The organism is Flavonifractor sp. An9 (assembly GCF_002161245.1).
In the GTDB taxonomy this organism is placed as follows: Bacteria; Bacillota; Clostridia; order Oscillospirales; family Oscillospiraceae; genus Flavonifractor; species Flavonifractor avicola.
This window is the reverse complement of sequence record NZ_NFHC01000020.1, coordinates 1-24,442: the sequence shown is the minus strand read 5'-3', so window position 1 is coordinate 24,442 and position 24,442 is coordinate 1. Positions and strand designations below refer to the sequence as shown.

General features: G+C 60.2%; 24 protein-coding genes. 8 read left to right on the top strand and 16 right to left on the bottom strand.

What is annotated here, in order from left to right:
• Positions 1 to 2: 2 nt before the first annotated feature.
• The 4 genes from pgsA (at position 3) to cysS (ending at position 3,520) form a co-directional block, all read left to right on the top strand.
• Positions 3 to 530, top strand: coding sequence for a CDP-diacylglycerol--glycerol-3-phosphate 3-phosphatidyltransferase (gene pgsA / locus B5G40_RS12325; RefSeq protein WP_087399797.1), 528 nt, complete (start codon positions 3 to 5; stop codon positions 528 to 530).
• The gene (locus B5G40_RS12320; protein WP_087187351.1) at positions 530 to 1,165 is read left to right on the top strand and encodes a DapH/DapD/GlmU-related protein; all 636 of its coding nucleotides are present in this window, start codon (positions 530 to 532) and stop codon (positions 1,163 to 1,165) included. The genes pgsA and B5G40_RS12320 overlap by 1 nt, the downstream gene beginning before the upstream one ends.
• A 242-nt stretch (positions 1,166 to 1,407) precedes the next feature.
• Positions 1,408 to 2,094: a serine O-acetyltransferase EpsC gene (gene epsC, locus B5G40_RS12315; RefSeq protein WP_191433340.1), complete on the top strand. Its 687-nt coding sequence runs from the start codon at positions 1,408 to 1,410 to the stop codon at positions 2,092 to 2,094.
• Positions 2,095 to 2,107: 13 nt separating this feature from the next.
• Positions 2,108 to 3,520: a cysteine--tRNA ligase gene (gene cysS, locus B5G40_RS12310; RefSeq protein ID WP_087399796.1), complete on the top strand. Its 1,413-nt coding sequence runs from the start codon at positions 2,108 to 2,110 to the stop codon at positions 3,518 to 3,520.
• A gap of 40 nt (positions 3,521 to 3,560) precedes the next feature.
• Here the strand turns inward: cysS and bcp are convergent, their stop codons facing one another.
• The 9 genes from bcp to B5G40_RS12265 all read right to left on the bottom strand — a co-directional run bounded on the left by bcp (position 3,561) and on the right by B5G40_RS12265 (position 13,471).
• Positions 3,561 to 4,019 carry a thioredoxin-dependent thiol peroxidase gene (gene bcp, locus B5G40_RS12305; RefSeq protein WP_087399795.1) on the bottom strand — a complete coding sequence of 153 codons (459 nt, stop codon included), beginning with the start codon at positions 4,017 to 4,019 and terminating at the stop codon, positions 3,561 to 3,563.
• Between the two features lies 1 nt (position 4,020).
• Positions 4,021 to 4,770, bottom strand: coding sequence for a peroxide stress protein YaaA (gene yaaA / locus B5G40_RS12300; RefSeq protein WP_087399794.1), 750 nt, complete (start codon positions 4,768 to 4,770; stop codon positions 4,021 to 4,023).
• Positions 4,771 to 4,784: 14 nt separating this feature from the next.
• The gene (locus B5G40_RS12295) at positions 4,785 to 5,951 is read right to left on the bottom strand and encodes a pyridoxal phosphate-dependent aminotransferase (protein ID WP_087399793.1); all 1,167 of its coding nucleotides are present in this window, start codon (positions 5,949 to 5,951) and stop codon (positions 4,785 to 4,787) included.
• A 24-nt stretch (positions 5,952 to 5,975) separates the two neighbouring features.
• The gene (locus tag B5G40_RS12290; RefSeq protein WP_087187148.1) at positions 5,976 to 6,407 is read right to left on the bottom strand and encodes an ACT domain-containing protein; all 432 of its coding nucleotides are present in this window, start codon (positions 6,405 to 6,407) and stop codon (positions 5,976 to 5,978) included.
• Between the two features lie 15 nt (positions 6,408 to 6,422).
• Entirely contained in the window at positions 6,423 to 7,724 is a 1,302-nt protein-coding gene (locus B5G40_RS12285; protein ID WP_087399792.1) for a phenylacetate--CoA ligase family protein, read from the bottom strand.
• Between the two features lie 19 nt (positions 7,725 to 7,743).
• Complete coding sequence (locus B5G40_RS12280; RefSeq protein ID WP_087399791.1) at positions 7,744 to 8,316, bottom strand: indolepyruvate oxidoreductase subunit beta; 573 nt, start codon at positions 8,314 to 8,316, stop codon at positions 7,744 to 7,746.
• A gap of 2 nt (positions 8,317 to 8,318) precedes the next feature.
• Positions 8,319 to 10,061, bottom strand: coding sequence for an indolepyruvate ferredoxin oxidoreductase subunit alpha (iorA, locus tag B5G40_RS12275; RefSeq protein ID WP_087399790.1), 1,743 nt, complete (start codon positions 10,059 to 10,061; stop codon positions 8,319 to 8,321).
• Between the two features lie 152 nt (positions 10,062 to 10,213).
• Positions 10,214 to 11,791 (bottom strand): sodium:solute symporter family protein, encoded by a 1,578-nt coding sequence (locus B5G40_RS12270; RefSeq protein ID WP_087399820.1) that lies wholly within the window; start codon positions 11,789 to 11,791, stop codon positions 10,214 to 10,216.
• A 42-nt stretch (positions 11,792 to 11,833) separates the two neighbouring features.
• Positions 11,834 to 13,471 (bottom strand): class I adenylate-forming enzyme family protein, encoded by a 1,638-nt coding sequence (locus B5G40_RS12265; RefSeq protein WP_087187144.1) that lies wholly within the window; start codon positions 13,469 to 13,471, stop codon positions 11,834 to 11,836.
• A gap of 219 nt (positions 13,472 to 13,690) precedes the next feature.
• On the opposite strand from B5G40_RS12265, the gene B5G40_RS12260 reads away from it, so the two are divergent.
• Positions 13,691 to 14,149 carry a zinc ribbon domain-containing protein gene (locus tag B5G40_RS12260; RefSeq protein ID WP_087399789.1) on the top strand — a complete coding sequence of 153 codons (459 nt, stop codon included), beginning with the start codon at positions 13,691 to 13,693 and terminating at the stop codon, positions 14,147 to 14,149.
• A gap of 38 nt (positions 14,150 to 14,187) precedes the next feature.
• Complete coding sequence (locus B5G40_RS12255; protein WP_087399788.1) at positions 14,188 to 14,748, top strand: TetR/AcrR family transcriptional regulator; 561 nt, start codon at positions 14,188 to 14,190, stop codon at positions 14,746 to 14,748.
• A 45-nt stretch (positions 14,749 to 14,793) separates the two neighbouring features.
• Here B5G40_RS12255 and B5G40_RS12250 read toward each other — a convergent pair whose 3' ends face one another.
• Positions 14,794 to 15,477 carry a zinc ribbon domain-containing protein gene (locus tag B5G40_RS12250; protein WP_087399787.1) on the bottom strand — a complete coding sequence of 228 codons (684 nt, stop codon included), beginning with the start codon at positions 15,475 to 15,477 and terminating at the stop codon, positions 14,794 to 14,796.
• A 226-nt stretch (positions 15,478 to 15,703) separates the two neighbouring features.
• On the opposite strand from B5G40_RS12250, the gene B5G40_RS12245 reads away from it, so the two are divergent.
• Complete coding sequence (locus tag B5G40_RS12245; RefSeq protein WP_087399786.1) at positions 15,704 to 16,531, top strand: TrmH family RNA methyltransferase; 828 nt, start codon at positions 15,704 to 15,706, stop codon at positions 16,529 to 16,531.
• Between the two features lie 46 nt (positions 16,532 to 16,577).
• Here B5G40_RS12245 and B5G40_RS12240 read toward each other — a convergent pair whose 3' ends face one another.
• The 3 genes from B5G40_RS12240 to B5G40_RS12230 all read right to left on the bottom strand — a co-directional run bounded on the left by B5G40_RS12240 (position 16,578) and on the right by B5G40_RS12230 (position 20,585).
• Positions 16,578 to 17,975 (bottom strand): MATE family efflux transporter, encoded by a 1,398-nt coding sequence (locus tag B5G40_RS12240; RefSeq protein ID WP_087399785.1) that lies wholly within the window; start codon positions 17,973 to 17,975, stop codon positions 16,578 to 16,580.
• 71 nt (positions 17,976 to 18,046) lie between these two features.
• Positions 18,047 to 18,286 carry a hypothetical protein gene (locus B5G40_RS12235; RefSeq protein ID WP_087399784.1) on the bottom strand — a complete coding sequence of 80 codons (240 nt, stop codon included), beginning with the start codon at positions 18,284 to 18,286 and terminating at the stop codon, positions 18,047 to 18,049.
• A gap of 157 nt (positions 18,287 to 18,443) precedes the next feature.
• Positions 18,444 to 20,585: an ATP-dependent helicase gene (locus B5G40_RS12230; RefSeq protein WP_087399783.1), complete on the bottom strand. Its 2,142-nt coding sequence runs from the start codon at positions 20,583 to 20,585 to the stop codon at positions 18,444 to 18,446.
• Between the two features lie 13 nt (positions 20,586 to 20,598).
• On the opposite strand from B5G40_RS12230, the gene B5G40_RS12225 reads away from it, so the two are divergent.
• Positions 20,599 to 20,811, top strand: coding sequence for a hypothetical protein (locus B5G40_RS12225; RefSeq protein WP_206407240.1), 213 nt, complete (start codon positions 20,599 to 20,601; stop codon positions 20,809 to 20,811).
• Between the two features lie 42 nt (positions 20,812 to 20,853).
• Here the strand turns inward: B5G40_RS12225 and B5G40_RS12220 are convergent, their stop codons facing one another.
• From B5G40_RS12220 to B5G40_RS12210, 3 genes are all read right to left on the bottom strand, one after another.
• Positions 20,854 to 21,300 (bottom strand): hypothetical protein, encoded by a 447-nt coding sequence (locus B5G40_RS12220; RefSeq protein WP_087399781.1) that lies wholly within the window; start codon positions 21,298 to 21,300, stop codon positions 20,854 to 20,856.
• A 131-nt stretch (positions 21,301 to 21,431) separates the two neighbouring features.
• Positions 21,432 to 21,815: a metal-dependent transcriptional regulator gene (locus B5G40_RS12215; RefSeq protein WP_087399780.1), complete on the bottom strand. Its 384-nt coding sequence runs from the start codon at positions 21,813 to 21,815 to the stop codon at positions 21,432 to 21,434.
• A gap of 68 nt (positions 21,816 to 21,883) precedes the next feature.
• Positions 21,884 to 24,262 (bottom strand): phosphoketolase family protein, encoded by a 2,379-nt coding sequence (locus tag B5G40_RS12210; protein WP_164496951.1) that lies wholly within the window; start codon positions 24,260 to 24,262, stop codon positions 21,884 to 21,886.
• Positions 24,263 to 24,442: the final 180 nt, after the last annotated feature.

Sequence of the window (24,442 nt, the reverse complement as noted above, 5' to 3'; positions counted from 1 at the left end):
TTTTGAATACCGCCAATAAGCTGACTTTGCTTCGGGTACTGCTCATCCCCGTCTTTCTGGTGGTGCTCTACCTCCAGTTCCCCTTCCATATGTACTATGCCCTGGCTATGTTCATCCTGGCCAGCGTCACTGATTTTGTGGACGGCTATATTGCCCGTCACTACAACATGATTACCGATTTCGGCAAGTTCATGGACCCTCTGGCGGACAAGATGCTGGTCATGGCCGCCCTGCTGTGGTTTGTGGAGATGAACCGTTTCCCCGCTTGGGCGCTGCTCATTGTGGTGGTGCGGGAGTTTGCCGTTACCGGCCTGCGGCTGATCGCCGTGGAGCGGGGAAGGGTCATTGCCGCTGCCTGGTCGGGCAAGATCAAGACCGCCTCCACCATGGTGTGCATCTGCATTATGCTGGTGTTCCACAACCTGACCCTGGATGTGGTATGCGTGGCCATTATTTTGGCTACCACCATCTATTCCGGTATCGAGTATTTTGTAAAAAATAAGGACGTTATCGACTGGAGTAAAGTATAATGCTGGACTTTACCAGAACTTTGGAGGAGGACCGGCCCCTCATCCATCCCACCTGTGTGGTGAAAAACTGCACTTTTGGCCGCTATGTGGAGCTGGGGGACCACTGTATCGTGGAGGAGACCCATGTGGGGGACTACACCTACCTCTTCGGGTCCAACGATGTGATCTACTCCCATATCGGTAAGTTCAACTCCATTGCCACAGGGGTACGCATCAACCCGGTACAGCACCCGGCCAAGACTCGGGCGGCAGCCCACCATTTCACCTACCGCTGCGCCCACTACGGCTTCGGGCCGGATGATCAGGCTCTGCTCCAATGGCGGCGGGACAACCACCATGTGACCACGGGCAACGACGTGTGGATCGGCCACAACGCCGTCATCATGGCGGGGGTCACCCTGGGCCATGGCGCGGTGGTGGGGGCAGGGGCTGTGGTCACCCACGATGTGGCCCCCTATGAGATCGTGGGGGGCGTGCCCGCCCGACACATCGGCTGGCGGTACGATGAGGATACCATCGCCGCTCTCCTGCGCATCCAGTGGTGGGACTGGAGCCATGAAGAGCTGCGGGAGCGGCTGCGGGACTTTGACGACGTGGCATCCTTCTGCGCCAAGTATGACCCGGGTGTTCGTTGACTTGACACCAAATAGAAAACGTGGTAGTATACTATGGTAACCAAATAGCGCGAGGAACGGAAATAGTATCCAGCGAGTACCCGCCAGAGAGGGAACGTCACCGGCTGAGAGCGGTCCCAGGGAGTAACTGGAGAATGTGCGTCCGGGAGCGCGGGGGATGTGGATGCCCCCCGGCTGGCCCCGTCATCGGCCTTCGAGTGAGAAATGAGAGTGGAACCGCGATTTTATCGCCTCTTATGCGTATGCGTAAGAGGCGTTTTTCTTTGGAGGTGTTTTCCCTGACCCGACTTGGCGAGACCCTGCGGGCCTATCAGGCCCGCGACCCGGCGGCACGGAGCCGTCTGGAAATCTTTTTGCTCTATCCTGGCGTACACGCCATCATCTACCACCGGCTGGCCCATTTCCTCTACCGGCACCACCTGAAGTTCCTGGCCCGGTTTGTCAGCCAGTGGAGCCGGTTCTGGACCGGCATTGAGATCCACCCCGGGGCCAAAATCGGCCGCCGGTTCGTCATTGACCACGGCATGGGCATCGTTATCGGCGAGACCGCCGAGATCGGCGACGACTGCCTCATCTACCACGGCGTCACCTTGGGCGGTACCGGCAAGGACCAGGGCAAGCGCCACCCCACCCTGGGCAACAACGTGCTGGTGTCCACCGGCGCTAAGGTGCTGGGCCCCTTTAAGGTGGGAGACAACTCCCGCATTGCCGCCAACGCGGTGGTGCTCAGCGAGATCCCGCCCAACGCCACCGCCGTGGGTGTGCCCGCCCGGGTGGTGCGTATTGCCGGGGAGAAGGTGGACTACGCCTCCTCCGTGGACCAGATCCACGTTACCGACCCGGTACAGAAAGAATTGCAGGCCATCAGTTCCCGGCTGGAGTGGCTGGAAAAGCTGATGGATGAACAGGCCAGAAGCCAAAATCAATAAGGAGCGAATTGCCATGAAACTGTATAACTCCGCAAGCCACAAAAAGGAAGAGTTTGTCCCCCACGAGCCGGGCAAGGTGACCATGTACACCTGCGGCCCCACGGTGTACCACTTCGCCCACATCGGCAACCTGCGCAGCTACCTGATGGAGGACGTGCTGGAGAAGTTCCTCCGCTACGACGGCTATGACGTGAAGCGGATTATGAACATTACCGACGTGGGCCATCTGGCCTCCGACGCCGACACCGGCGAGGACAAGATGGTGAAGGGCGCCAAGCGGGAGCATAAGAGCGTCATGGAGATTGCCAAGTTCTACACCGACGCCTTCTTTGCCGACTGCAAGAAGCTGAACATCAAGTACCCCGACGTGGTGCAGCCCGCCACCGGCATGATCGACGACTATATCAAGGTTATCACCAAGCTGCTGGACACCGGCTACGCCTATGTGGCGGGGGGCAACGTGTATTTTGACACCTCCAAGCTGGAGAAATACTATGTATTCAACGACCACGACGAGGAGGACCTGGCGGTGGGCGTCCGTGAGGGCGTGGAGGAGGATACCAACAAGCGCAACAAGAACGACTTTGTACTGTGGTTCACCAAGTCCAAGTTTGAGGATCAGGCCCTGAAGTGGGACTCCCCCTGGGGCGTGGGCTATCCCGGCTGGCACATCGAGTGCTCCTGCATCTCCATGAAGTACGCCGGTGAGTATCTGGATATCCACTGCGGCGGCATCGACAACGCCTTCCCCCACCACACCAATGAGATCGCCCAGTCTGAGGCCTATCTGGGCCATCCCTGGTGCAAATACTGGATGCACGTCCACCATCTGAATACCAACGACGGCAAGATGAGCAAGTCCAAAGGCGAGTTCCTCACCGTCTCCCTGCTGGAGGAGAAGGGGTACGATCCTCTGGTCTACCGTTTCTTCTGCCTGCAGTCCCACTACCGCAAGGGCCTGGTGTTCTCCTGGGAGAACCTGGACAACGCCAAGGTGGCCTACGACAAGCTGGTGGCCCGGGTGGCCGCGCTGGCCGACGACCCCGCCCCGGTGGACGAGGAGGCCGCCGCCCGGTACAAAGCCGCTTTTATCGAGGCGGTGGGCAACGACCTGAATACCTCTCTGGGTGTCACCGCCCTGTACGACGTGCTCAAGGCCGACGTGAACGACGCCACCAAGCGGGCCCTCATCGGCAGCTTTGACACCGTGCTGGGCCTGAGCCTGCTGGAGAAGGCCGCTGCCCTCCGGGAGAAGGCCGCCGCCCCGGTGGAGGGGGCCGAGGAGATCGAGGCTCTCATTGCCAAGCGTCTGGAGGCCAAGAAGGCCAAGGACTGGGCCACCGCCGACGCCATCCGGGATCAGCTCAAGGAGATGGGCGTGGAGATCAAGGACAGCAAGGAAGGGACCACCTGGACCCGGGTATAATATGAAAAATGCCCTCCGGTTTATCACCGGAGGGCATTTCTTATCCCCGCAGGTAGGCCAGAATATCGGCGGCGTTGGTATCCGGCTTCACCTTGGGCATCACCTTTTCGATGACGCCGTCGGGGCTGATAACGAAGGTGGAGCGGACCACCCCCATGGACACCTTGCCGTAGTTCTTCTTCTCCTGCCATACGCCGTAGGCCTGAATAGCGGTCAACTCCGGGTCGGAGAGGAGAATAAAGGGCAGCTCGTGCTTCTGGGCGAACTTCTGGTGGGAGGCCACCGAGTCCTTGCTGATGCCGATGACTACCGTGTCAAGGGCCTGAAATTCGTCGTAGGCGGCGGCATAGCCGCAGGCCTGCCGGGTGCAGCCGGGGGTGTTGTCCCGGGGATAGAAATAGACTACCACCCGCTTGCCCCGGAACTGGGACAGGGTGACGGGGTTGCCCTCCTTGTCGGGGAGGGTGAAGTCGGGGGCGACGGTACCCACTTCCAGCATATCAGGGTTCCTCCTTCAGGAAAACATAGTGTTGGGGATCGGAATGGGCGGGGGAGAAGGTATAGTCCAGCTGATCGAAGGCCTGGAGCTCCTCCGCCTGATGGATATTATGCTCCGCCATCCAGCGGACCATCTCTCCCCGGGCCATCTTGCACATGGTGCCTTTTTCCAACACCTTGCCGTTCTTTTCCTCCCCGAAGGTGCAGGTGAGGAAGGCGACAGCGGAGGGCAGGTGGGGGGAGACAGCTTTGCTGTACTCCTTGGAGGCCAGATTGACCACCAGATCGGTCTGGGCGGCCAGTGCCTCTGCCAGCTTGTTCCCCCAGAAGGTGTACAGGTCCTTGTGGCCGTCCACCTTCAGGGGGGCGGCCATCTCCAGCCGGTAGGGAGTTACCCCGTCGAAGGGGCGGAGAAGCCCATAGAAGCCGGAGAGGATACGCAGGTGCTCCTTCACATAGTCCAGCTGTTCCCGGTCAAAGACGCCGGGGGCCATATACTGGTACTGGATGCCCTCGTAGGACAGCAGGGCGGGGGTGAGTCGCCCTTCCAGATCCATGTGGGCCAGCCGCTCCAGATTGAGGGCGGCGATGGAGTCGTTGCACTTCCACAGCTTTTGCAGCTGGAGGCCGTCCATTTCCTTTAAAGCCGCCAGCAGCCGCCTGGTCTCGGGCAGAAAGGCAGGCAGGCCCTCGGGGGCGAAGCTGTCGGTTTCCACCCGCATTTTTTTGGCGGGGGAGATAATGATGCGCATGGGTCCCTCCTGACTCAGGCCATTTTCTCCTTGATGTGGGACAGGCGGTCCAGAGCCTCCAGCAGGGTCTCATCCTTCTTGGCGAAGTGGAGTCGGACGATGTTGGGTACGTCCTCCATGAAGAAGGAGGTGCCGGGCACGGCGGCCACGCCTACCTTTTGGGTCAGCTCTTCGCAGAACTCCACGTCGGTCTGGCCCTTTTTCAGGTAGGGACCGATGTCAGCCAGCACAAAATAGGTGCCCTGGGGGTCGGTGTAGGGGATACCGATGTTGTCCAGACCCCTTGTGAACAGCTCCTTCATGTGGGCGTAATGGGCTCCGAATTCCTCATAGTAGCTGTCGGGCATCTCCAGACCGGCGATGGCGGCCTCCATCAGAGGGGAGGGGGCTCCAACGGCGTTGAAGTCGTGGTACTGTTTGATCTTGTCCATCAGATGCTTGGGGGCGATGGCGTAGCCCAGACGCCAGCCGGTGATGGAGTAGGTCTTGGACAGGGAGGAGCAGGATACGGTGCGCTCCCACATACCGGGGATGGAGTTCATATAGGTGTGCTTGTGGGGGGCGTAGACGATGTGCTCGTACACCTCGTCCATGATGGCGTACACATCGTACTTGATGCACAGGTCCGCAATGAGCTTCAGCTCCTCCTCGGTAAACACCTTGCCGCTGGGGTTGGAGGGATTGCAGATGAGGATGGCCTTGGGATGCTGCTTAAAGGCGTCCTCCAGCACGTTGGCGTCGAAGCCGAAGGCGGGAGGAACCAGCGGCACGTAGATGGGCTCGCAGTCGGCAAAGAGTACCTGGGCGTGGTAGTTCTCGAAGTAGGGGGAGAAGAGAATGACCTTGTCCCCGGGATTGGTGAGGGCAAAGATGGTGTCTACCATGGCCTCGGTGGAGCCGATGGTCACCACCATCTCGGTCTCCGTGTCCAGGGCGCGGCCCATGAAGCGTCCGCACTTCTTGGCCAGGGCCCGACGGAAGTTGGGGGCGCCCATGGTGATGGGGTACTGATGGGGACCCTCATGGGCCACCTCAGCCAGCCGGTCCAGCAGCGCCTTGGGCGGGTCGAAGTCAGGGAAGCCCTGGGCCAGATTGATGGCGTTGTTGGCAATGGCGATGCGGGTCATCCGGCGGATCACGGAGTCAGTGAAATACTGGGTTTTCTTACTCAACGGCTGCATAACAGTTCAACCTCGCTTTTCTCGTTAATGGACGCCCAGCGCCTCGCCACGGGCGGGGGGCATGGCGTTGGCCTGGAGCAGGCTGGCCAGCCCCACGGCGTCGGCCACACGGAAGATCATGCAGGCCTGGCCGTCCACCTGGCCAAAGACCGAGTAGACGTACTCCACATCAATGGATTCCTTAGCCAGCAGGGACAGAATACGGCCCAGGCCGCCAGGCTCGTCGGGTACCAGCACCGCCACCACCGGAGTCATGGAGACGATGAAGCCGTGCTCCAGCAGCAGGGAGGCAGCTTGCTGGGGCTGATCCACGATCATGCGCAGCACGCCGTAGTCGCTGGTCTCGGCGATGTGGAGGGCCCGCATATTGATCTGATGTTCGGACAGGATGGCGGTGATCTCCGCCAGCTGCCCCGCCCGGTTTTCCAGAAAGACAGAAATCTGTTGGATGGTCATAACCTTGCTCCTCTCTTAGATTTTCCGCTTGTCGATGACGCGGACCGCCTTGCCCTCGGAGCGCTGGATGGACTTGGGGGCCACCAGACGGACCTTGGCGTAGATGCCCAGCATGGCCTTGAGGGCGGCCACAACCTGCTTCTCCTTTTCGGCCACCTGGCTCAGCTGGTCGGAGAACATCTCCGGGGTCATCTCCACCAGCACCTCCATGGTGTCGGTGTTGTTCACCCGGTCCACGATGATCTGATAGTTGGGGGCGAAGCTCTGGCCCATGAGTACCGTCTCGATCTGGGACGGGAACACGTTGACGCCCTTGATGATGAGCATATCGTCGCTGCGGCCCATGGGCTTGCTCATCTTGATGTGGGTGCGGCCGCAGGGGCAGTCCTCATGGTGGAGCACACAGATGTCCCGGGTGCGGTAGCGCAGCAGGGGGAAGGCCTCCTTGGTGATGGAGGTGAACACCAGCTCGCCCTTGGACCCCTCGGGGAGGACTTCGCCGGTCTCCGGGTCAATGATCTCGGCAATGAAGTGGTCCTCGTTGATGTGCATTCCGCTCTGGGCGGAGCACTCGAAGGCCACGCCGGGGCCGGACAGCTCGGTGAGGCCGTAGATGTCATAGGCCTTGATGCCCAGGGTCTCCTCAATGTTTTGCCGCATTTCCTGGCTCCAGGCCTCGGCGCCGAAGATGCCCGCCTTCAGGGGGATCTGGTCGGGGGTGAGGCCCATCTCCTTCATGCTCTCAGCCAGATAGGCGGCATAGGAGGGTGTGCAGCACAGAATGGTGGCGTTCAGATCCCGGATGAACATGATCTGCCGCTCGGTGTTGCCCGAGGAGGTGGGGATGGTAAGACAGCCCACCTTGTGGGAGCCGCCGTTGAGGCCGGGGCCGCCGGTGAACAGGCCGTAGCCGTAGCTCACCTGGCATACGTCCTCGTTGGTGCCGCCGGCGGCCGTAATGGCCCGGGCGCAGCAGTCCTCCCACAGGTCAATGTCGTGCTGGGTGTAGAAGGCCACCACCCGCTTGCCGGTGGTGCCGGAAGTGGACTGGATGCGGACGCAGTCCTTCAAAGGCCGGGCCACCAGGCCGTAGGGATAGGCCTCCCGCAGGTCGGCCTTGGTGACGAAGGGCAGCTTGTGCAGATCGTCCACACCCTTGATGTCCTCGGGGGTCAGGCCCTTCTCCTCCATCTTCTTGCGGTAGTAGGGGACGTTGTCCCACACGTTGCGGACCTGCTTGACCAGGCGCTCATCCTGCCAGGCGCGGATCTGCTCCCGGCTGGCGCACTCAATATCTTTCTGATAGTAACGCTCCATGCTTCTCTCTCCTCGCGGCTCAGGAATTTCTGCCCAGGTGGAAGGCTTTACGGTTGAGTTCCAGGAATTTTTCCGGTACGCTGCGGGCCAGGGCCTGCTGCCAGGCCTCCTCCGGCAGGTCAAAGTACCGGGACAGACGGCCCATGAGCACCAGGTTTACCGCCTTGGGGGAACCGGCCTCCTCGGCCAGGGCCAGGGCGTCCATGGCGTCCACCAGCACTCCGGCCTCCTTCATCTGGCCCACCAGGTCCTGGGGATAGGCGGCAGCGCCGGTGATAACAGGCATGGGGTTGATCTGCTGGGTGTTGGTGATGATGCGCCCGCCGCTCTTGAGGAAGGCGGTGTAGCGGGCGGCCTCCAGCAGCTCAAAGGAGACGATAAAATCGGCCTCCCCCTGATCGATGATGGGGGAGTACACCTTGTCGCCGAAGCGGACGTAGGTGACTACGCTGCCGCCCCGCTGGCTCATGCCGTGGACCTCGGACACCTTCACGTCATAGCCCTGGTCCAGCAGCAGACGGCCCAGCAGCTTGCTGGCCAGCAGGGAACCCTGGCCGCCTACGCCTACGATCATAATATTTTTCGTATCCATGTTCACACCTCCTCACCCGTCTGGAGGGCGTCAAACTTACACAGCTGCTGGCACACGCCGCAGCCCACGCACAGGGTGGCGTCCACCCCGGCCTTGCCGTCCGTCACCGAAATGGCGGGGCAGCCGATCTTCATGCAGGCCTTGCAGCCCACGCACTTGCCGGTGTCTACCGTTAGGGGCGCCTTGTGCTTGACGTATTTCAGCAGGGCGCAGGGACGGCGGGAGATAACCACCGACGCCTCGGGGGCGGCCAGCTCCTCCTTGATGACCTGCTCGCACTGGCTCAGGTCGTAGGGGTCCACCACCCGCACCCGGCGGATACCCACGGCCTTGCACAGGGACTCCAGGTCGATCTTGGTGCAGGGGTCCCCCTTCAGGTTGAAGCCGGTGGTGGGGTTTTGCTGATGGCCGGTCATGCCGGTGATGGAGTTGTCCAGGATAATAACAGTGGCGTTAGACTCGTTGTAGGCGATGTTGACCAGGCCCGTAATGCCCGAGTGCATGAAGGTGGAGTCACCGATGACTGCCACCGTCTTGCCGTCCATCTGGCCGCCGGAGGCCTTCAGGAAGCCGTGGATGCCGGACACCGAGGCTCCCATGCAGATGGTGGAGTCAATGGCGGACAGGGGAGCCACCGCACCCAGGGTATAGCAGCCGATGTCGCCCAGCACGGTGAGCTTCATCTTGTTGAGGGTGTAGAACAGGCCGCGGTGGGGGCAGCCGGCGCACATGACGGGGGGGCGGTTGGGGATGGCGGTCTCCAGGGTTTTGCCCGCCTCAGGGGCGGTACCCAGCTTGGCGGCCACCTTGTTCTGGCTCAGCTCGTCGATGAGGGAGAAGGAGGATTTGCCCTCCACCTCCAGGCCCAGCTCCCGGCACCAGGTCTCCAGGAAGCCGTCCAGCTCCTCCACCACCACCAGCTTATCCACGCTGGCGGCGAAGTCACGGATCAGCTTGGAGGGCAGGGGCCACACCATGCCCAGCTTGAGGACGGGGTACTTGTCTCCCACTACTTCCTTTACATACTGGTAGCTGGTGGAGGAGGTGAGGATGCCCATGCTGTGGTCAGCGCCTGCCTCGATCCGGTTTAGAGAGCAGCTCTCCGCCCAGTCGGCCAGGGCCTGGGTGCGCTGCTCCACCACCGGGTGGCGCAGCTTGGCATAGCCGGGCATCATGATGTACTTGGCGGGGTTCTTCTCGTAGGGCCGGGCGGGAGGCTCCACCCGCTCCCCGGTCTCCACCACGCTCTGGGAGTGGGACACACGGGTGCACATCTTGAGGAGCACCGGGGTGTCGAACCGCTCGGACAGCTCATAGGCCGCCTTGGTGAAGGCCAGAGCCTCGGCAGAGTCGGCGGGCTCCAGCATGGGCAGCTTGGCCGAGCGGGCGTAGTGGCGGGAGTCCTGCTCATTCTGGGAGGAGTGCATCCCGGCGTCGTCGGCCACAGCGATAATCATACCGGCGTTGACGCCGGTATAGGCGATGGTGAACAGGGGATCGGCGGCCACGTTGAGGCCAACGTGCTTCATGCCGCAGAAGGACCGCTTGCCCGCCAGACAGGCGCCGAAGGCGGTCTCCATGGCCACCTTCTCATTGGGGGCCCATTCGGCGTACACCTGGGGGAACTTGGCCACCGCCTCGGTGATCTCGGTGCTGGGGGTGCCTGGGTAGCTGGAGACAACGGCGCAGCCCGCCTCATAGAGGCCCCGGGCCACGGCCTCGTTGCCGAGCATCAGGGTTTTCATGGTGCATTTCTCCTTTTCCAGAGGCTGGCGGAAAATAAAAAGCGTCCTCTGCATCGGATGCAGAGGACGACGATTTTCCGGCGAAACGGCCTCTACCTGGTTCCGTTCTCGCAATTTGAACGGTATAACTTTATCACTTTTCGTCGGTAAAGTCAATTCTTTTTTACAGGACCTTCCTTCTCCAGGGCGTTCCGGGGTCCGATGGAATCGGTGACCGCCACGGTGACGGTGCGCTCGTAGCAGGAGAAGATCTCCTTCACCCGGCCGGGGCCGGGGGCGGGGGTGATGAGACTGACCACCGGCACGATGATGAGGCCGGCCACCATGCAGAAGGCGCCGCAGTTGATGGGGGACTGGAGTACCGGAGGGAACCAGGCCCCGGCGAAGATGTTGGCCAGCATGACCACGGTAGAGAAGAGGAAACATACGGCGCAGGCGGCCTTGGTGGTGCGCTTCCAGTACAGTCCGTAGAGGAAGGGAGCCAGGAAGGCCCCGGCCAGTGCGCCCCAGGACACGCCCATAAGCTGGGCAATGAAGGTCAGGTTGGACCGGTACTGAACAATGGCCAGTACCACGGAAATGGCGATGAACACCACAACCAGGGACCGCATCCAGCGGACCTGCCGCTTCTCATCCATGTCCTTGATCAGGTTGTCCTTAATAAAGTCCAGGGTGAGGGTGGAGCTGGAGGCCAGCACCAGAGAGGACAGGGTGGACATGGAGGCGGAGAGAACCAGAATGACCACCACCGCGATGAGGATGGAGGGCAGACCGGAGAGCATGGCGGGGATGATGGAGTCGTAGCCTTGAGTAGCCACCGTCTCCGGGGTGGAGAAGAGCCGCCCGAAGCCGCCCAGGAAGTAGCAGCCTCCCGCCACCACCAGGGCGAAGGCGGTGGAGATCACAGTGCCCTTGGTGATGGCCGACTCGCTTTTAATGGCATAGAACTTCTGAACCATCTGGGGCAGACCCCAGGTGCCCAGGCTGGTGAGTACCACCACGCCCATAAGGCTGGGCAGGTCGGGGCCGAAGAAGGAGGCAAACACGCCGGGGGTATCGGACACGGCGGGGTCGCTGACCCGGGCCAGGGCGTCCAGGGCTCCGGTCAGACCGCCCTGGGTGTTGAGCACCGCGGCAATGACGGCGATGATACCGAAGATCATGATAATGCCCTGGATGAAGTCGTTGATGGCGGTGGCCATATAGCCTCCGGCGATGACGTACACCCCGGTGAGCACCGCCATTACTACGACGCACACGGCGTAGTCGATGTCGAAGGCCATGGCGAAGAGCCGGGACAGGCCGTTGTACAGGCTGGCGGTGTAGGGGATAAGGAAGATAAAGATGATGACGGAGGCAGTGATCTTCAGCCTGCTGCTGTCAAAGCGGCGGCCGAAGAACTCGGGCATAGTGGCGCTGTCCAGGTGCTGGGTCATAATGCGGGTGCGGCGGCCCAGCACCACCCAGGCCAGCAGGGAGCCCAGAAAGGCGTTGCCCAGGCCTGCCCAGGTGGCGGCGATGCCGAAGCGCCAGCCGAACTGGCCGGCGTAGCCCACAAAGACCACAGCGGAGAAGTAGCTGGTGCCGTAGGCGAAGGCGGTGAGCCAGGGGCCCACCGACCGGCCCCCCAGCACGAAGCCGTTGACGTTGGTGGTGTGGCGGCGGCAGTACAGCCCGATGCCCACCATGACGGCGAAAAACAGGACAAGTAGAGATACTTTGATGAGCATATCGGTCACAGGGGAACACTCCTTGTTGCCCGGCGGACTGGATCAGTTGGAGATCTGAGCCTCCACCAGACGGCCGTGGCAGTATTTCTCACGCAGCACCGGCTTTTCGATCTTGCCGGTGGGGTTGCGGGGCACATGGTCGAAGATGATCTTCCGGGGCCGCTTGTACCGGGGCAGCTCCTGACAGAAAGCGTTGATCTCCTCTTCGGTGCAGGAGACACCCTCCTTCACCTCCACAATGGCGGCGGCGATCTCGCCCAGCCGGGGATCGGGCAGGCCGATAACCGCCACGTCCTTCAGCTTGTCGAACTTCCGCAGGAAGTCCTCGATCTGCACCGGGTACAGGTTCTCGCCGCCGGAGATGACCACGTCTTTCTTCCGGTCCACCAGATAGATAAAGCCGTCCTCATCCACCTCGGCCATGTCGCCGGTGTACAACCAGTCTCCCTTGAGCACCTCGGCGGTGGCTTCCGGGTTTTTGTAGTAGCACTGCATCACGCCGGGGCCGCAGACGATAAGCTCGCCCACCTGGCCCTGGGGCACCTCCACACCGTGCTCGTCCACCACCTTGGCGGCCCACAGATAGCCCGGCTTGCCGATGGCGCCCACCTTGTCGATGTTCTCCACCCCCAGATGGACGCAGCCGGGACCGATGGACTCGGACAGACCGTAGTTGGTGTCGTACTGGTGGTGGGGGAAGAACTTCTTCCACCGGTGGATCAGGCTGGGCGGTACCGGCTGAGCGCCGATGTGCATGAGCCGCCACTGGTCCAGCAGGTAGTCGTCCAGATTGACCCGGCCGCTGTCGATGGCATCCAGGATGTCCTGGGCCCAGGGTACCAGCAGCCACACGATGGTACACTTTTCCTCGGTGACCGTTCGGAGGATCCACTCCGGGGACACCCCTCGCAGCAATACCGCCTTGCCGCCGCTGGCCAGGGAGCCGAACCAGTGCATCTTGGCGCCGGTGTGGTACAGGGGCGGAATGCACAGGAATACGTCCTCATGGGTCTGGCCGTGGTGGTGCTGCTCGGTGAGGCAGGAGGAGAGCAGGGCCTTGTGATTATGTAGAATGGCCTTGGGGAAGCCGGTGGTACCCGAGGAGAAGTAGATGGCCGCCAGATCGCTCAGCTCCAGATGGACCGGAGGGGGCTCAATGGTGCAGTACATGACAAGCTCCCGATAACTCTCAGCGAAGGCGGGGGTGTGGTTGCCCACATAGAACCACTGGCGCACCCGGCCCAGGTCGGGAAGGATGGGCTCCAGCCGGTCGATGAACTCAGGGCCGAACACCAGCGCCTCCACATCGGCCAGATCCAGACAGTAGCGGATCTCGTCGGAGGAATAGCGGAAGTTCATGGGGACGGCCAGACAGCCCGCCTTCAGGATGCCGAAATACACCGGCAGCCACTCCAGGCAGTTCATCAGCAGGATACCCACTTTGGTGCCCCGCTTCAGCCCGCGGCTGAGCAGCAGGTTGGCAAAGCGGTTGGCCTTCTTGTCAAACTGGCCCCAGGTGATCTCCCGGCGGTAGGGCTCGTCGGGACGGTTGCGCTCGATGAGGCTGAACTCCCGCCAGGTGGTGGCCTTGTCCCGCTCCTCCGAGGGGTTGATCTCCACCAGGGCGGGCTCGTCCCGGTACAGCCGGGCGTTGCGCTCCAGAAAGTCTGTGATAACCATGACAGCTGACTCCTTTGCGCCTCCCGGTTCCGCACAGCGGGGGAGGGGAGGCGGATGTTTTTCCAACTGGAAATTGTATCGTTGTGTATTTTACTGCTTTAAAGCGAAAAAGTCAAGAGGGAACCGGACAGTTTGCTCCGGTTGAAAAAGAGGGGCGGCTATGTTATATTGTGAGGGAAATCAAATCCAGGCCCCACCTGGAGGTGGGGAGAAAGGAGCATGAGTATGTCTCAGTTTTTGGATGGGATCAGCAAGCGGCTGTCCGACGCAGGGCAGGGCGTGGCCAAGCACACCAAGAACTTTACGGAGGTGACCCGGCTCAACGGAGCCATTGCCGAGCAGGAGCGGCAGGCAGCAGCCCTGCTGCGGGAGCTGGGGCAGGCCTGCTATGACCGGCACCAGAACGACCCGGACTATGAATATGCCGCTCAAATTGAAGGAATCCGGGCCGCCTATGCCCAGATTGCCCAGTATCAGGCCCAGATCCGTCAGATCAAGGGCATCCGCATCTGCCCGGAGTGCGGGGCAGAGGTGGGACCGGATTCTGCCTTCTGCGGCGGCTGCGGTGCCAAGATGGAGCCGCCTGCCGCCGAAAGCGGACGGGTATGTCCCAAGTGCGGCAGCCCGGTAGATGGGGACAGCCTGTTCTGCGCCACCTGTGGGACACGGCTGGAGTAATGCCGCCGGACCGGTGATCAAAGAGAGAGGTGAGTCTGATGCGGAATGCGGTGATTTCCCGGGACGAGATCCTGGAGGCCAGCCGCCTGATGCTTCAGGAGAAGGGATGGTCAGCCATCCATATGCGCTCGGTAGCGGTACGCTGTGGTGTGTCCGTGGGATCGCTGTACAACTATTTTCCCTCCAAGACAGAGCTGGTGGCGGCCACGGTGGAGAGCGTATGGCAGGAACTTTTCCATGTACCGGAGGATCTGCCGGAAGAGGAGCGGTTCTGCAAGGTGGTCCAGTGGCTGCATGACAGCATACAGGAGGGAAATCGCCGTTATCAGGGATTTTTGATCCTCCATGCCATGGGCTTTACCACTGGAGAGGGCAAGGTGGAGGGTCGCCGGATGATGGAACGGGCTCAGGGCCAGCTGCGGGAGTCCCTGTGCCGGGTACTCTGGGAAGATAAGCAGGTCAACCAGTCGGTATTTGACAGCCGCCTGACCACGGAGGGGTTTGTGGAACTGGTATTTTCCATGCTGATTACCGCCCTGCTGCGGGGGGAGGAGGATTGCGAACCCCTGCTGGCGGTGGTCCGCCGGGTACTCTATTAAAGAAAAAAGCCGGATGGCCATGCCATCCGGCTTTTTTGGTACAAATCAGTTGACAAACAGGGAAGCGCGCTTTTTGAAGTAGGTGTTATTAAGTGCAATTATCAATACGGAGAGTGCAAGTCCCAATACATACGAACCTGCAAGCGAAGAGGAAAAGAAGAGGTCGCCAGCCAACGCGGCTGTCAAAATCAGACGGGCAGCTGAATGTGCGGTGTTAATACTTAAAAATATAAGCAAGTAGGAAGGGGCATCTTTCCGAAACTGAACCAATTTTTGACGGACAAAAATGGCCATTACACCCAGCGCGATCATAACAATTCCGCTAAGCAAATCAACGATCCGCAATTCACCGAAGAAGAGATAAATTAACTCCGACTCTTCTCCATAAGCTTTTCCGGCTATTAAAAGGATACCGGAAATCACACCACCCACACAGGATGCAAACAGCGCAAAATAAATTAAAAATTTATACCATTTCATGGGATAACCATTGAAAGTGGAGACGCTGTTGGGACTCTGGTAGCCGCCGTTGGGACGGTAGCCGCCGACAGGCGGGGGCGTAGTGGGAGTGTAGTTGGGATAACTGCCGGGCTGGCTGGGGGGAGTCTGCTGGTAGGAGGAAGCCCCAGCCTGGGGCGGTGTTTCCTGCGCGGAATTCAACTGGTTTCCACAGCCAGGGCAAAACAGACTGCCGTCTGCGATCTGACGACCGCAATACTTACAGAACATGATATGACCTCCTGTTCTCTCTCTTAGTCCTCCCAATGGGAGTATCCTTATTTTAAACACTTTGACGAATTTTGTAAATAGCCAGGAGAAAATTTACAGAAAGCCAACGCCGGAAGAATGTGCGTTGCCACAGGCGAGCGGGTGCGGTATAATAAAAAATAACTCTGTACCAAGAGAGAACAACCTTCTGAATGAAGGGTGAAGAGAAGGCAGGAGAAGAGACACCATGGCCAACATTATTGAGATCACCGACTATTCCGATCCTCAGCTGGACTGCTACGCCCGGCTTACCGAGGCCCAGCTGCGCAACCGGCTGGAGCCGGAGAAGGGCATCTTTATTGCCGAGAGCCCCAAGGTGATCCTGCGGGCCCTGGACGCCGGGTATGAGCCCCTGTCCCTGCTGATGGAGCGCAAGAAGATCGACGGGCCCGCCAAAGAGGTGGTGGCCCGGTGCGGTGACCTGCCCCTTTACACCGCCGAACGGGATGTGTTGGAGGGTCTCACCGGCTATGAGGTGACCCGGGGCGTGCTGTGCGCCATGCGGCGGCCGGTGCTGCCCACAGTGGAGGAGCTGTGCGCAGGTGCCCGGCGTGTGGCGGTGCTGGAGGGTATTGTGGATTCCACCAACGTGGGGGCCATCTTCCGTTCCGCCGCCGCCCTCCACATGGACGCGGTGCTGGTTACCCCTACCTGCTGCGACCCCCTGTACCGCCGGGCGGCCCGTGTGAGTATGGGCACCGTATTCCAGATCCCCTGGACCCGCATCGGGGACGACCCCTCCCAGTGGCCCCAGCCGGGGCTGAGCCGCCTGAATGCTCTGGGCTTTAAGACAGTGGCCATGGCCCTCAGCGATACTGCCATCAGCATTGAGGACCCACGCCTGCGGCAGGAGGACAAGCTGGCCATCGTGCTGGGTACCGAGGGGGACGGCCTGTCGGATCACACCATCGCCGCCTGCGACTACACCGTGTGTATCCCCATGTCCCACGGGGTGGACTCCCTCAACGTGGCGGCGGCCAGTGCCGTGGCGTTCTGGGAGCTGCGGGCCCGGTAAGAATCAAAAACGCCTGTGACTTTCGTCACGGGCGTTTTTCGTTTTTTCAGGCCCTGAGGGTCCGGTAGGTGGACCGGATGAGTACGACTGCAATGAGAAAGGTCAGCAGGTCAGATACCGGCATGGAGTAGAGCACGCCGTCCAGGCCGAAAAAGCGGGGAAGCAGCAGGGCGAAGCCCACGCCGAATACCACCTCACGGATCATGGAGAGGGCAGTGGAGGCCAGGGCCTTGCCCAGGGACTGGAGGTAGATGAAGGTGCCCTTGTTGACGCAGGCCAGGATCATCATGCACAGGTAGATGCGGAAGGACTTAACGGCAAATTCGGTGTAATAGCTGCTCTCATTGGCGGCACCGAAGATGGCGATGAGCTGGGTGGGGAGGAGCTCCACAATGAGCAGGGCTACCGCGCCTACTGCCGCCTCGGCCAGCAGCAGGTGGGTAAAGAGGTTCCTGGCCCGGTCCTTCCGCCCGGCGCCGATGTTGTAGCCCACAATGGGGATGCACCCGGCGGCAAGCCCCACGGCGATGGAGATGACGATCTGGAAGAACTTCATGACGATACCAACCACTGCCATGGGGATCTGGGCGTACTGGGTCTGGCCGAAGATGGGGTCCAGGGCACCGTATTGCCGGATCATGTTGTTAATAGCAGCCATGGCTGCCACCAGAGAGATCTGGGACAGCAGGCTGCATACCCCCAGGGAGAGAAACTTTGCGATGACGTTCCACTGGAGGGCGAAGCAGCTTCGGTTCAGGGATACCGCCTTCATATGGCACAGGTACCACACAGCCAGGGCGGCAGTGAGGATCTGGCCCAGTACAGTAGCCACGGCGGCTCCCATCATGCCCCACCGAAAGCCGAAGATAAACACCGGGTCCAGGATCAGGTTGACCACCGCTCCCGCCAGGGTGGAGGCCATGGCAAACCGGGGGCTACCGTCGGAGCGGATGATGGGGTTCATGGCCTGACCGAACAGATAGAAGGGTACGCCCAGGGTGATGTAGAAGAAATACTCCCTGGAGTGGAGGAAGGTCTCCTCGTTGACCCGCCCGCCGAACATGGTGAGAATAGGGTCCTGGAAGAGGAGGTAGAGGGCGGTGAGGATCAGACCGGCGGCCAGGCTGAGCACCACGGCGTTGCCGACGCTGCTGCCCGCCCGCTTGTGCTCGCCGGCCCCCAGGCAGATGCTGACCAGAGCACAGCAGCCGTCGCCGATGAGCACGGCAATGGCCAGAGCTACCACGGTCAGGGGAAACACCACCGTGTTGGCGGCGTTACCGTAGGAGCCCAGATAGGACGCGTTGGCGATGAAGATCTGGTCCACGATGTTGTACAGGGCCGCTACCAGCAAGGATATGACGCAGGGCACGGCGTACCGGGCCATCAAAGACCCGATGGAGTCGGTGACCAGGAAGGAATTGGAGCGCTGTTCCTGTTCCATTTCAAATGACCTCCCAACAAAAGAAAGTGTGTGGCCAGTGCTGGATTTACGCCGTTGGCCACACGCTTTTCTTAATTCAGATAATCGCTCACCGGGCTTTGATTGTACTGCTTTATAATCTTCAGCAGGATGGAGCCGTCGGGCAGCGTATTCTCCTCCAAAATCTTATATTGGGTGCCGTTCCGCTCCAACTGCTTTTTGTAGTAGGCTACTTCCTGACGGACCGACTCTACCGCAAAGTTGTGTTCTACGCCTTCTTTCAGCTGAAAGTGCAGGGTCTGGCAAACACACGCCGCTTTGATCCGTTTCATATAAGTTCCTCCCATTCAGTGTATAAAAGAAACAACGTGCAGATATCAACCGGATTTACGCCGATGATAGCTACACGTTGTATTTTTATTATAACTTATGGGATGGGGACATTCAAAGGTGGTTTTCCACAAAAATAGCGCCCTGAATTTTGGACGGTCAATCATCAATCTGACCATAGTCTCCCGACGGCAGCCGGTGGCCCTCCAGGGTGAACTGGCCCATGCCCAGGGCGGTTGGGAGAGAGAAGGGCTTTACCGTGCCGTCGTCAAAGCGGACGGTGATCCGGTCCCCGTCCCGGGTGGTGAGCAGGCCGGGACCATAGCGGGCGTGGCGCACCCGGGTGCCGGGGATGTAGTCCTTGGCGGCGGCGGTAAGCTGGGCGGACAGGATCGCCGGATCGGGACTTTTACGGACAGGAGCCTTTCTTTTTGGGGGTTCTTTCTGCGGAAAGAGAAAGGAAGAAAAAGTGGAGGCCAGCTCGGGACGGCGGAAGGTCATGACCCACAACTCCTGGCGGGCCCGGGTCATGCCTACGTAAAAGAGCCGCCGCTCCTCCTCCCGCTGGTTGATCTCCTCCTCGGTTTCGTCCTCCTTGGGGGTGGGAGGCAGCTTGGGCAGTAGTCCATCGGCCACGTCCATCAAAATCACCCGGTCGTACTCCAGACCTTTGCTGGAGTGGATAGTGGACAGAATGAAGAGGCAGTCGGGGTGAGCTGAGCCCCGGCGCACCACCTCCTCCAATTCATCCAGCCGCTGAAGCAGTCCGGCGGGGGTGGGCTCGTTGGCCCCCAGAGCCTCCAGAATGGGCAGCTTGCTGTTGTCTGCCCCCCGGTCTTCCAGGTAGGCCCCGTAACCCATGAAGTGGACGATGCGGTATACCGCCTTGTCTGCCCGCTCCTCCAGCAGGTTATTCATGTGAGTCTGAAGAGCTTTACACTGCTTGCGGCTCCAGGGAGAGAGGGTGGAGCAACCCGCCAGATATTCCAGCAGGGTCTCCCCGGTGGGAGAACACTGGCTGACTGCCTCCTGGGCGGCGGCACGGCTGATGCCCGCCCCCAGCTTGTAGTATAGGTCCAGGAACAGCTCTCCGTTCCAGGGGTTCTGGGCCAGCCGGATGAGGTTGGTCACATCCCGCACCACCCGGTGGGTGAAAAAGCCGCTGTCCACCTGGCGGCAGCGATAGGGGGTACCGGAGCGCTCCAGCAGGTCCATGAGGGGGAGGGCGCTGTCGTTGTCCCGGTAGAGCACCGCCGTCTCCTGGTCGCAATTTTGGGCCACCTTGGCCAGATATTGATACTGCCGCTGCCGGTCGTACACCTCTACCTGCCGGATGGCGGGGCCGTCCCCTCCGGCGGCGTGCATGGTCTTGGGGCGGCGCTGGGTGTTGAGCCGGATGAATTTGTCCGCCGCCGCCACGATCTGGCGGGTGGAGCGGTAATTCTGCTCCAGCAGCAGCACCTGAGCACCTGGATAGGTGTTCTCAAAGGCGTGGAGAGCCTGGGGACAGGCGGCCCGGAAGCCATAGATGCTCTGGTCCTCATCCCCCACCATGAAGAGCTGGACCTGATTCCCCGCCAGCAGGCGGATGATGGCGTGCTGGATTTGGGAGGTATCCTGTGCCTCATCCACACACAGGTAGGGGTAGCGGCGCTGCCACTCCTGAAGGATTTGAGGGTAGCGGCGCAGAATTTGATACGCATAGCCCAGCTGATCGTCGTAGTCCATGAGCCGCCGCTGCCGCAGAGCTTGGTTGTAGGCCTTATAGACAGCGGGAAATTCCACCCCCTCCACCTCAACGTCGTTCAGATCGATCTGGCCGGGAAGATGGTTTTTTACATAGGTGATGGCAGTTTGAATGGCCTTGATGGTGGCCTCCGGGGCGTATTCCTGGGTGAGATTACGGCAGATCTCCCCGATGAGGGCGGCCTGCCGCCCGGTGTCCTCCAGCAGATCGAAGGCCTTCTGGTCCACCAGCTGTTCGCACCGGCGGATGATGGAGGAACATACCCCGTTGATGGTGCGGAAGGACAGCCGTTCCGCCAGCTCGGGGCCAAAGAAGGAGGCAAAGCGCTGGCGCATATCCCGGGCGGCGGAGACAGTATAGGTCATGGTGAGGATGGACCGAGGGTCCACACCCAGGCCCAGCACCAGATAGCCGATGCGGCTCACCAGTACGGTGGTTTTGCCGCTGCCGGGCACCGCCAGCAGCAGCACCGGGCCGTCCACAGCCTGAACGGCGGCCTCCTGCTGCTTATCCAGGCACAGACCGTAGGTTTTTTTGAATTGGGCAAAGGTCATACTTGTTTCTCCTGTGGCAGATGAAGGATTCCCACGAAAAATGGCCGCCATTGGCGGCCATTTTTTCAGAATGACAGGGGATAGGAGGCACTCAGGACTGGGAGAGCCCGCCGTTGCCCAGAGCGTGCTCCTTGATCTTCTGGAAGGTCTCCTCGCTGAGGTCGCGCTCCACTTTGCAGGTATGGATCGACTTGCAGTATACAGCATAAAGGATATTATAGAATAATGTCGCTTAAACATTATTCAAGCATTGCGCGGTGTGACATTATCAATTATCGATCAGTATAATAATCACGCTACCGCCGCCTCCTCCAAGCGCTGCGATCAGACCCACTATGGAAAGGATGGAAAATAGTTCAGAGTTGCTTATGCTTAATATAGTAAAGAAAAAAGCAAGAGCCATTACAAGGATAAACCCAACGATAAGCATCAGAATAGGTAAAAAAATAGCAGTTGCAATAATTGATCCAATGCTACTATCATCGTTGATGATTGAAGCAAATAGCAGTCCAAATACAGCACCTAAACCGGCGCCTAGGGTTACACAAAAGAATATATCGTCAGGCGTGCTAACATAAGGAGATAGAAAAATAATTGCCATAATGAGCCCAACTACTATGCAGTATAAATAGCCTAAAGCTAAAGGTGGGCATTTTACTAACATAATTATTGCCACAATAGCGGTGATGGCTAAAACAATAACCATTATTTGCATAAAATACCTCCTTAACAACCATGATAAAATGATACTAACGCTAGGAAATTGACGCATAAAATAGTTTATAAAACGAGTTTGTTGCGATATGTGCTCATTGATAATATTTAAAATAGCTAACAGTGGTACAGTTACACCTGGGAGAGCCCGCCGTTGCCCAGAGCGTGCTCCTTGATCTTCTGGAAGGTCTCCTCGCTGAGGTCGTGCTCGATCTTGCAGGCATCGGCGGCGGCTACCTCAGGGCTGACACCCAGGAAGGTAAAAAACTGGGTAAGCAGCTGGTGCCGCTCGTAGATGCGCTTGGCGATCTCCTCTCCGGCGGGGAGGAGGGAGATGAGTCCGTCCTTGTCCATCTCGATATAGCCGCTCTCCCGCAGCTTCTTCATAGCCACGCTGACGCTGGGCTTGGAGAAGTGAAGTTCATTGGCGATGTCGATGGAGCGAACCGTACCGTGCCGCTGGCGGAGACTGAGGATGGCTTCCAGGTAGTTTTCGGAGGATTCGTAGATATTCATGACAGATTCCTTCCCATCCATACTATTTCTATAAGATTAGCACAGAACGGACCCTTTGGCAAGGTGGATCAGATCCCTGCGCCGCCGTTCCATCTCCAGTCCCGGATCTCGGGCATATCCTGGCCATGGGCGGTGATATACTGCCGGTGTTCCACCAGCTTGTCCTTCATCAGCTGGATAAGGAAGGCGCCCCGGTTCCCCAGCTGGGGCAGCCGCTTGACGGTGTCAATGACCAGGTCGAAGCGGTCGATGTTGTTCTGCACCCGCATATCGAAGGGGGTAGTAAGGCCGCCCTCTTCCTTATAGCCCCGGACGTGAAGGTTCTTGTTGTGCCGCCGGTAGGTCAGCTCATGGACCAGGGAAGCATAACCGTGGAAGGCGAAGATAATGGGCTTATCGGTGGTGAAGAGCACATCGTAGTCCTCATCGGTGAGACCGTGGGGGTGCTCGGTGTGGGGCTGCAGCTTCATCAGATCCACCACGTTGACCACCCGCACCTTCAGCTCGGGCAGATAGCGCCGCAGGATGGTGACGGCAGCCAGGGTCTCCAGGGTGGGCGTCTCGCCGCAGCAGGCCAGCACTGCGTCAGGCTCGGCCCCCTGGTCGTTGGAGGCCCACTGCCAGATGCCAATGCCGTGGGTGCAGTGCTTGATGGCCTCATCCATGGTGAGCCACTGGGGCCGGGGGTGCTTGGAGGTCACCAGCACATTGATGTAGTTGCGGCTTTTGATACAGTGGTCGAAGCAGGACAGCAGGCAGTTGGCATCGGGGGGCAGGTAGAGCCGCACCACGTCCGCCTTCTTGTTGGCCACATGATCCAGAAAACCGGGGTCCTGGTGGGTAAAGCCGTTCTGATCCTGCTGCCACACGTTGGAGGACAGCACATAGTTGAGGGAGGCGATGTCCTGCCGCCAGGGCAGGGGACCGGCCACTTTGAGCCACTTGGCGTACTGGCTCACCATGGAGTCCACGATGCGGATAAAGGCCTCATAGCTGTTGAGGAAACCGTGACGGCCGGTGAGCAGATAGCCCTCCAGCCAGCCCTGGCACATATGCTCGGACAGCATCCCGTCCAGGATGCGCCCGCTGGGGGACAGTCCCTCATCGGAGGGCAGCCGGTCGGCATTCCACCGGCGGTCGCTGGCCTCCAAGGCGGCCCACAGCTTGTTGCTCATGGTCTCATCGGGGGAGAAGATGCGGAAGTTTTTGGCTCTCTGGTTCAGTTTGAGCACGTCCTTGACATACTTGCCCAGCTCGGCCATGTCCTCGGCCTCCGCCTCGCCGGGGGCGGGGACCTCCACCGCGTATTTGGAGAAATCGGGGGTGCGCAGGTCACGCAGCAGCAGACCGCCGTTGGCGTGAGGGTTGGAGCCCATTCGCCGTTCTCCCTGGGGAGCCATAGCCCGTAGAGCAGGGATGGGTGCCCCTGCTTCATCGAAGAGTTCCTCCGGATGATAGGAGCGCAGCCACTCCTCCAGAATCGGCAAGCGCTCCGGGTGGGCATCGTCCACCGCCAGAGGCAGCTGGTGGACCCGACTGGTGCCCTCCAGGGCTACCCCATCCGCCTCTTTGGGACAGGTCCAGCCCTTGGGAGAACGAAACACCACCATGGGCCAACGGGGACGCTCGGTTTCCCCGAAGGAACGGGCGCTCTCCTGGATGCGCTGGATCTCACGCACTGCCCAGTCCAGGGCGGCCGCCATCTTCTGGTGCATTTGGGCCGGGTCGTCCCCCTCCACGAAACGGGGGGTCCAGCCGCAGCCCTTGAAGAAGTCCTCCACCTCCTCGGCGGAGATACGGGCGAAGAGGGAGGGGGTGGCGTTCTTGTAGCCGTTGAGGTGGAGAATGGGGAGCACCGCTCCGTCTCCCACCGGGTCCAGGAACTTGTTGCCGTGCCAGGCGGCAGCCAGAGGGGCGGTCTCGGCCTCCCCGTCGCCCACGACACAGGCGGCGATCAGGTCCGGATTGTCCATGACAGCTCCGAAGGCGTGGGCCAGGGAGTAACCCAGCTCGCCGCCTTCGTTGATAGAGCCGGGGGTGTCGGGGGCGCAGTGGCTGCCCACGCCGCCGGGGAAGGAGAACTGCTGGAAGAGCTTGCGCATTCCCTCCTCATCCTGGCTTACGTTGGGGTAGACTTCGCTGTAGGTGCCCTCCAGATAGGTCTGGGCCAGTACGGCGGAACCACCGTGGCCGGGGCCGCAGATGTAGATCATGTTTAGGTCGTACTTGGTGATGACCCGGTTGAGGTGAGTATAGATAAAGTTCTGGCCTGGTACCGTGCCCCAGTGTCCCACCGGGGTGTGCTTCAGATGCTCCGGCTTCAGAGGAGTACGAAGCAGGGGATTGTCCCGCAGATAGAGCTGGCCGGCGGCCAGGTAATTGGAGGCCCGCCACCAGGCGTCCAGTTTCCGCAGGGCTTCGGGGCTGAGAGGACCTTTTTTGGACATACGGGCCGAGGTTTTAACTGTAACTTTGGTGCGGGGTCCGGAGGATTTTGCCAAAGGGATGCACTCCTATTACAATAAATTTGGACAGGAAAGCCGGACAGCCAGTCCGGCTTTCCCTCCATCTCGTGCCTAAGCTACAATGAGAGGAGCAACTGGCTGACCAATCACTCCTTGGGCTTG

What these genes read in the sequence shown, in the direction of transcription:
- B5G40_RS12320 (WP_087187351.1), top strand. Translation starts at nt 530, where the DNA reads ATGCTGGACTTTACCAGAACTTTGGAGGAGGACCGGCCCCTCATCCAT.
- epsC (WP_191433340.1), top strand. Translation starts at nt 1,408, where the DNA reads ATGCGTAAGAGGCGTTTTTCTTTGGAGGTGTTTTCCCTGACCCGACTT.
- cysS (WP_087399796.1), top strand. Translation starts at nt 2,108, where the DNA reads ATGAAACTGTATAACTCCGCAAGCCACAAAAAGGAAGAGTTTGTCCCC.
- bcp (WP_087399795.1), bottom strand. Translation starts at nt 4,019, where the DNA reads ATGCTGGAAGTGGGTACCGTCGCCCCCGACTTCACCCTCCCCGACAAG.
- yaaA (WP_087399794.1), bottom strand. Translation starts at nt 4,770, where the DNA reads ATGCGCATCATTATCTCCCCCGCCAAAAAAATGCGGGTGGAAACCGAC.
- B5G40_RS12295 (WP_087399793.1), bottom strand. Translation starts at nt 5,951, where the DNA reads ATGCAGCCGTTGAGTAAGAAAACCCAGTATTTCACTGACTCCGTGATC.
- B5G40_RS12290 (WP_087187148.1), bottom strand. Translation starts at nt 6,407, where the DNA reads ATGACCATCCAACAGATTTCTGTCTTTCTGGAAAACCGGGCGGGGCAG.
- B5G40_RS12285 (WP_087399792.1), bottom strand. Translation starts at nt 7,724, where the DNA reads ATGGAGCGTTACTATCAGAAAGATATTGAGTGCGCCAGCCGGGAGCAG.
- B5G40_RS12280 (WP_087399791.1), bottom strand. Translation starts at nt 8,316, where the DNA reads ATGGATACGAAAAATATTATGATCGTAGGCGTAGGCGGCCAGGGTTCC.
- iorA (WP_087399790.1), bottom strand. Translation starts at nt 10,061, where the DNA reads ATGAAAACCCTGATGCTCGGCAACGAGGCCGTGGCCCGGGGCCTCTAT.
- B5G40_RS12270 (WP_087399820.1), bottom strand. Translation starts at nt 11,791, where the DNA reads ATGCTCATCAAAGTATCTCTACTTGTCCTGTTTTTCGCCGTCATGGTG.
- B5G40_RS12265 (WP_087187144.1), bottom strand. Translation starts at nt 13,471, where the DNA reads ATGGTTATCACAGACTTTCTGGAGCGCAACGCCCGGCTGTACCGGGAC.
- B5G40_RS12260 (WP_087399789.1), top strand. Translation starts at nt 13,691, where the DNA reads ATGAGTATGTCTCAGTTTTTGGATGGGATCAGCAAGCGGCTGTCCGAC.
- B5G40_RS12255 (WP_087399788.1), top strand. Translation starts at nt 14,188, where the DNA reads ATGCGGAATGCGGTGATTTCCCGGGACGAGATCCTGGAGGCCAGCCGC.
- B5G40_RS12250 (WP_087399787.1), bottom strand. Translation starts at nt 15,477, where the DNA reads ATGTTCTGTAAGTATTGCGGTCGTCAGATCGCAGACGGCAGTCTGTTT.
- B5G40_RS12245 (WP_087399786.1), top strand. Translation starts at nt 15,704, where the DNA reads ATGGCCAACATTATTGAGATCACCGACTATTCCGATCCTCAGCTGGAC.
- B5G40_RS12240 (WP_087399785.1), bottom strand. Translation starts at nt 17,975, where the DNA reads ATGGAACAGGAACAGCGCTCCAATTCCTTCCTGGTCACCGACTCCATC.
- B5G40_RS12235 (WP_087399784.1), bottom strand. Translation starts at nt 18,286, where the DNA reads ATGAAACGGATCAAAGCGGCGTGTGTTTGCCAGACCCTGCACTTTCAG.
- B5G40_RS12230 (WP_087399783.1), bottom strand. Translation starts at nt 20,585, where the DNA reads ATGACCTTTGCCCAATTCAAAAAAACCTACGGTCTGTGCCTGGATAAG.
- B5G40_RS12220 (WP_087399781.1), bottom strand. Translation starts at nt 21,300, where the DNA reads ATGCAAATAATGGTTATTGTTTTAGCCATCACCGCTATTGTGGCAATA.
- B5G40_RS12215 (WP_087399780.1), bottom strand. Translation starts at nt 21,815, where the DNA reads ATGAATATCTACGAATCCTCCGAAAACTACCTGGAAGCCATCCTCAGT.
- B5G40_RS12210 (WP_164496951.1), bottom strand. Translation starts at nt 24,262, where the DNA reads ATGTCCAAAAAAGGTCCTCTCAGCCCCGAAGCCCTGCGGAAACTGGAC.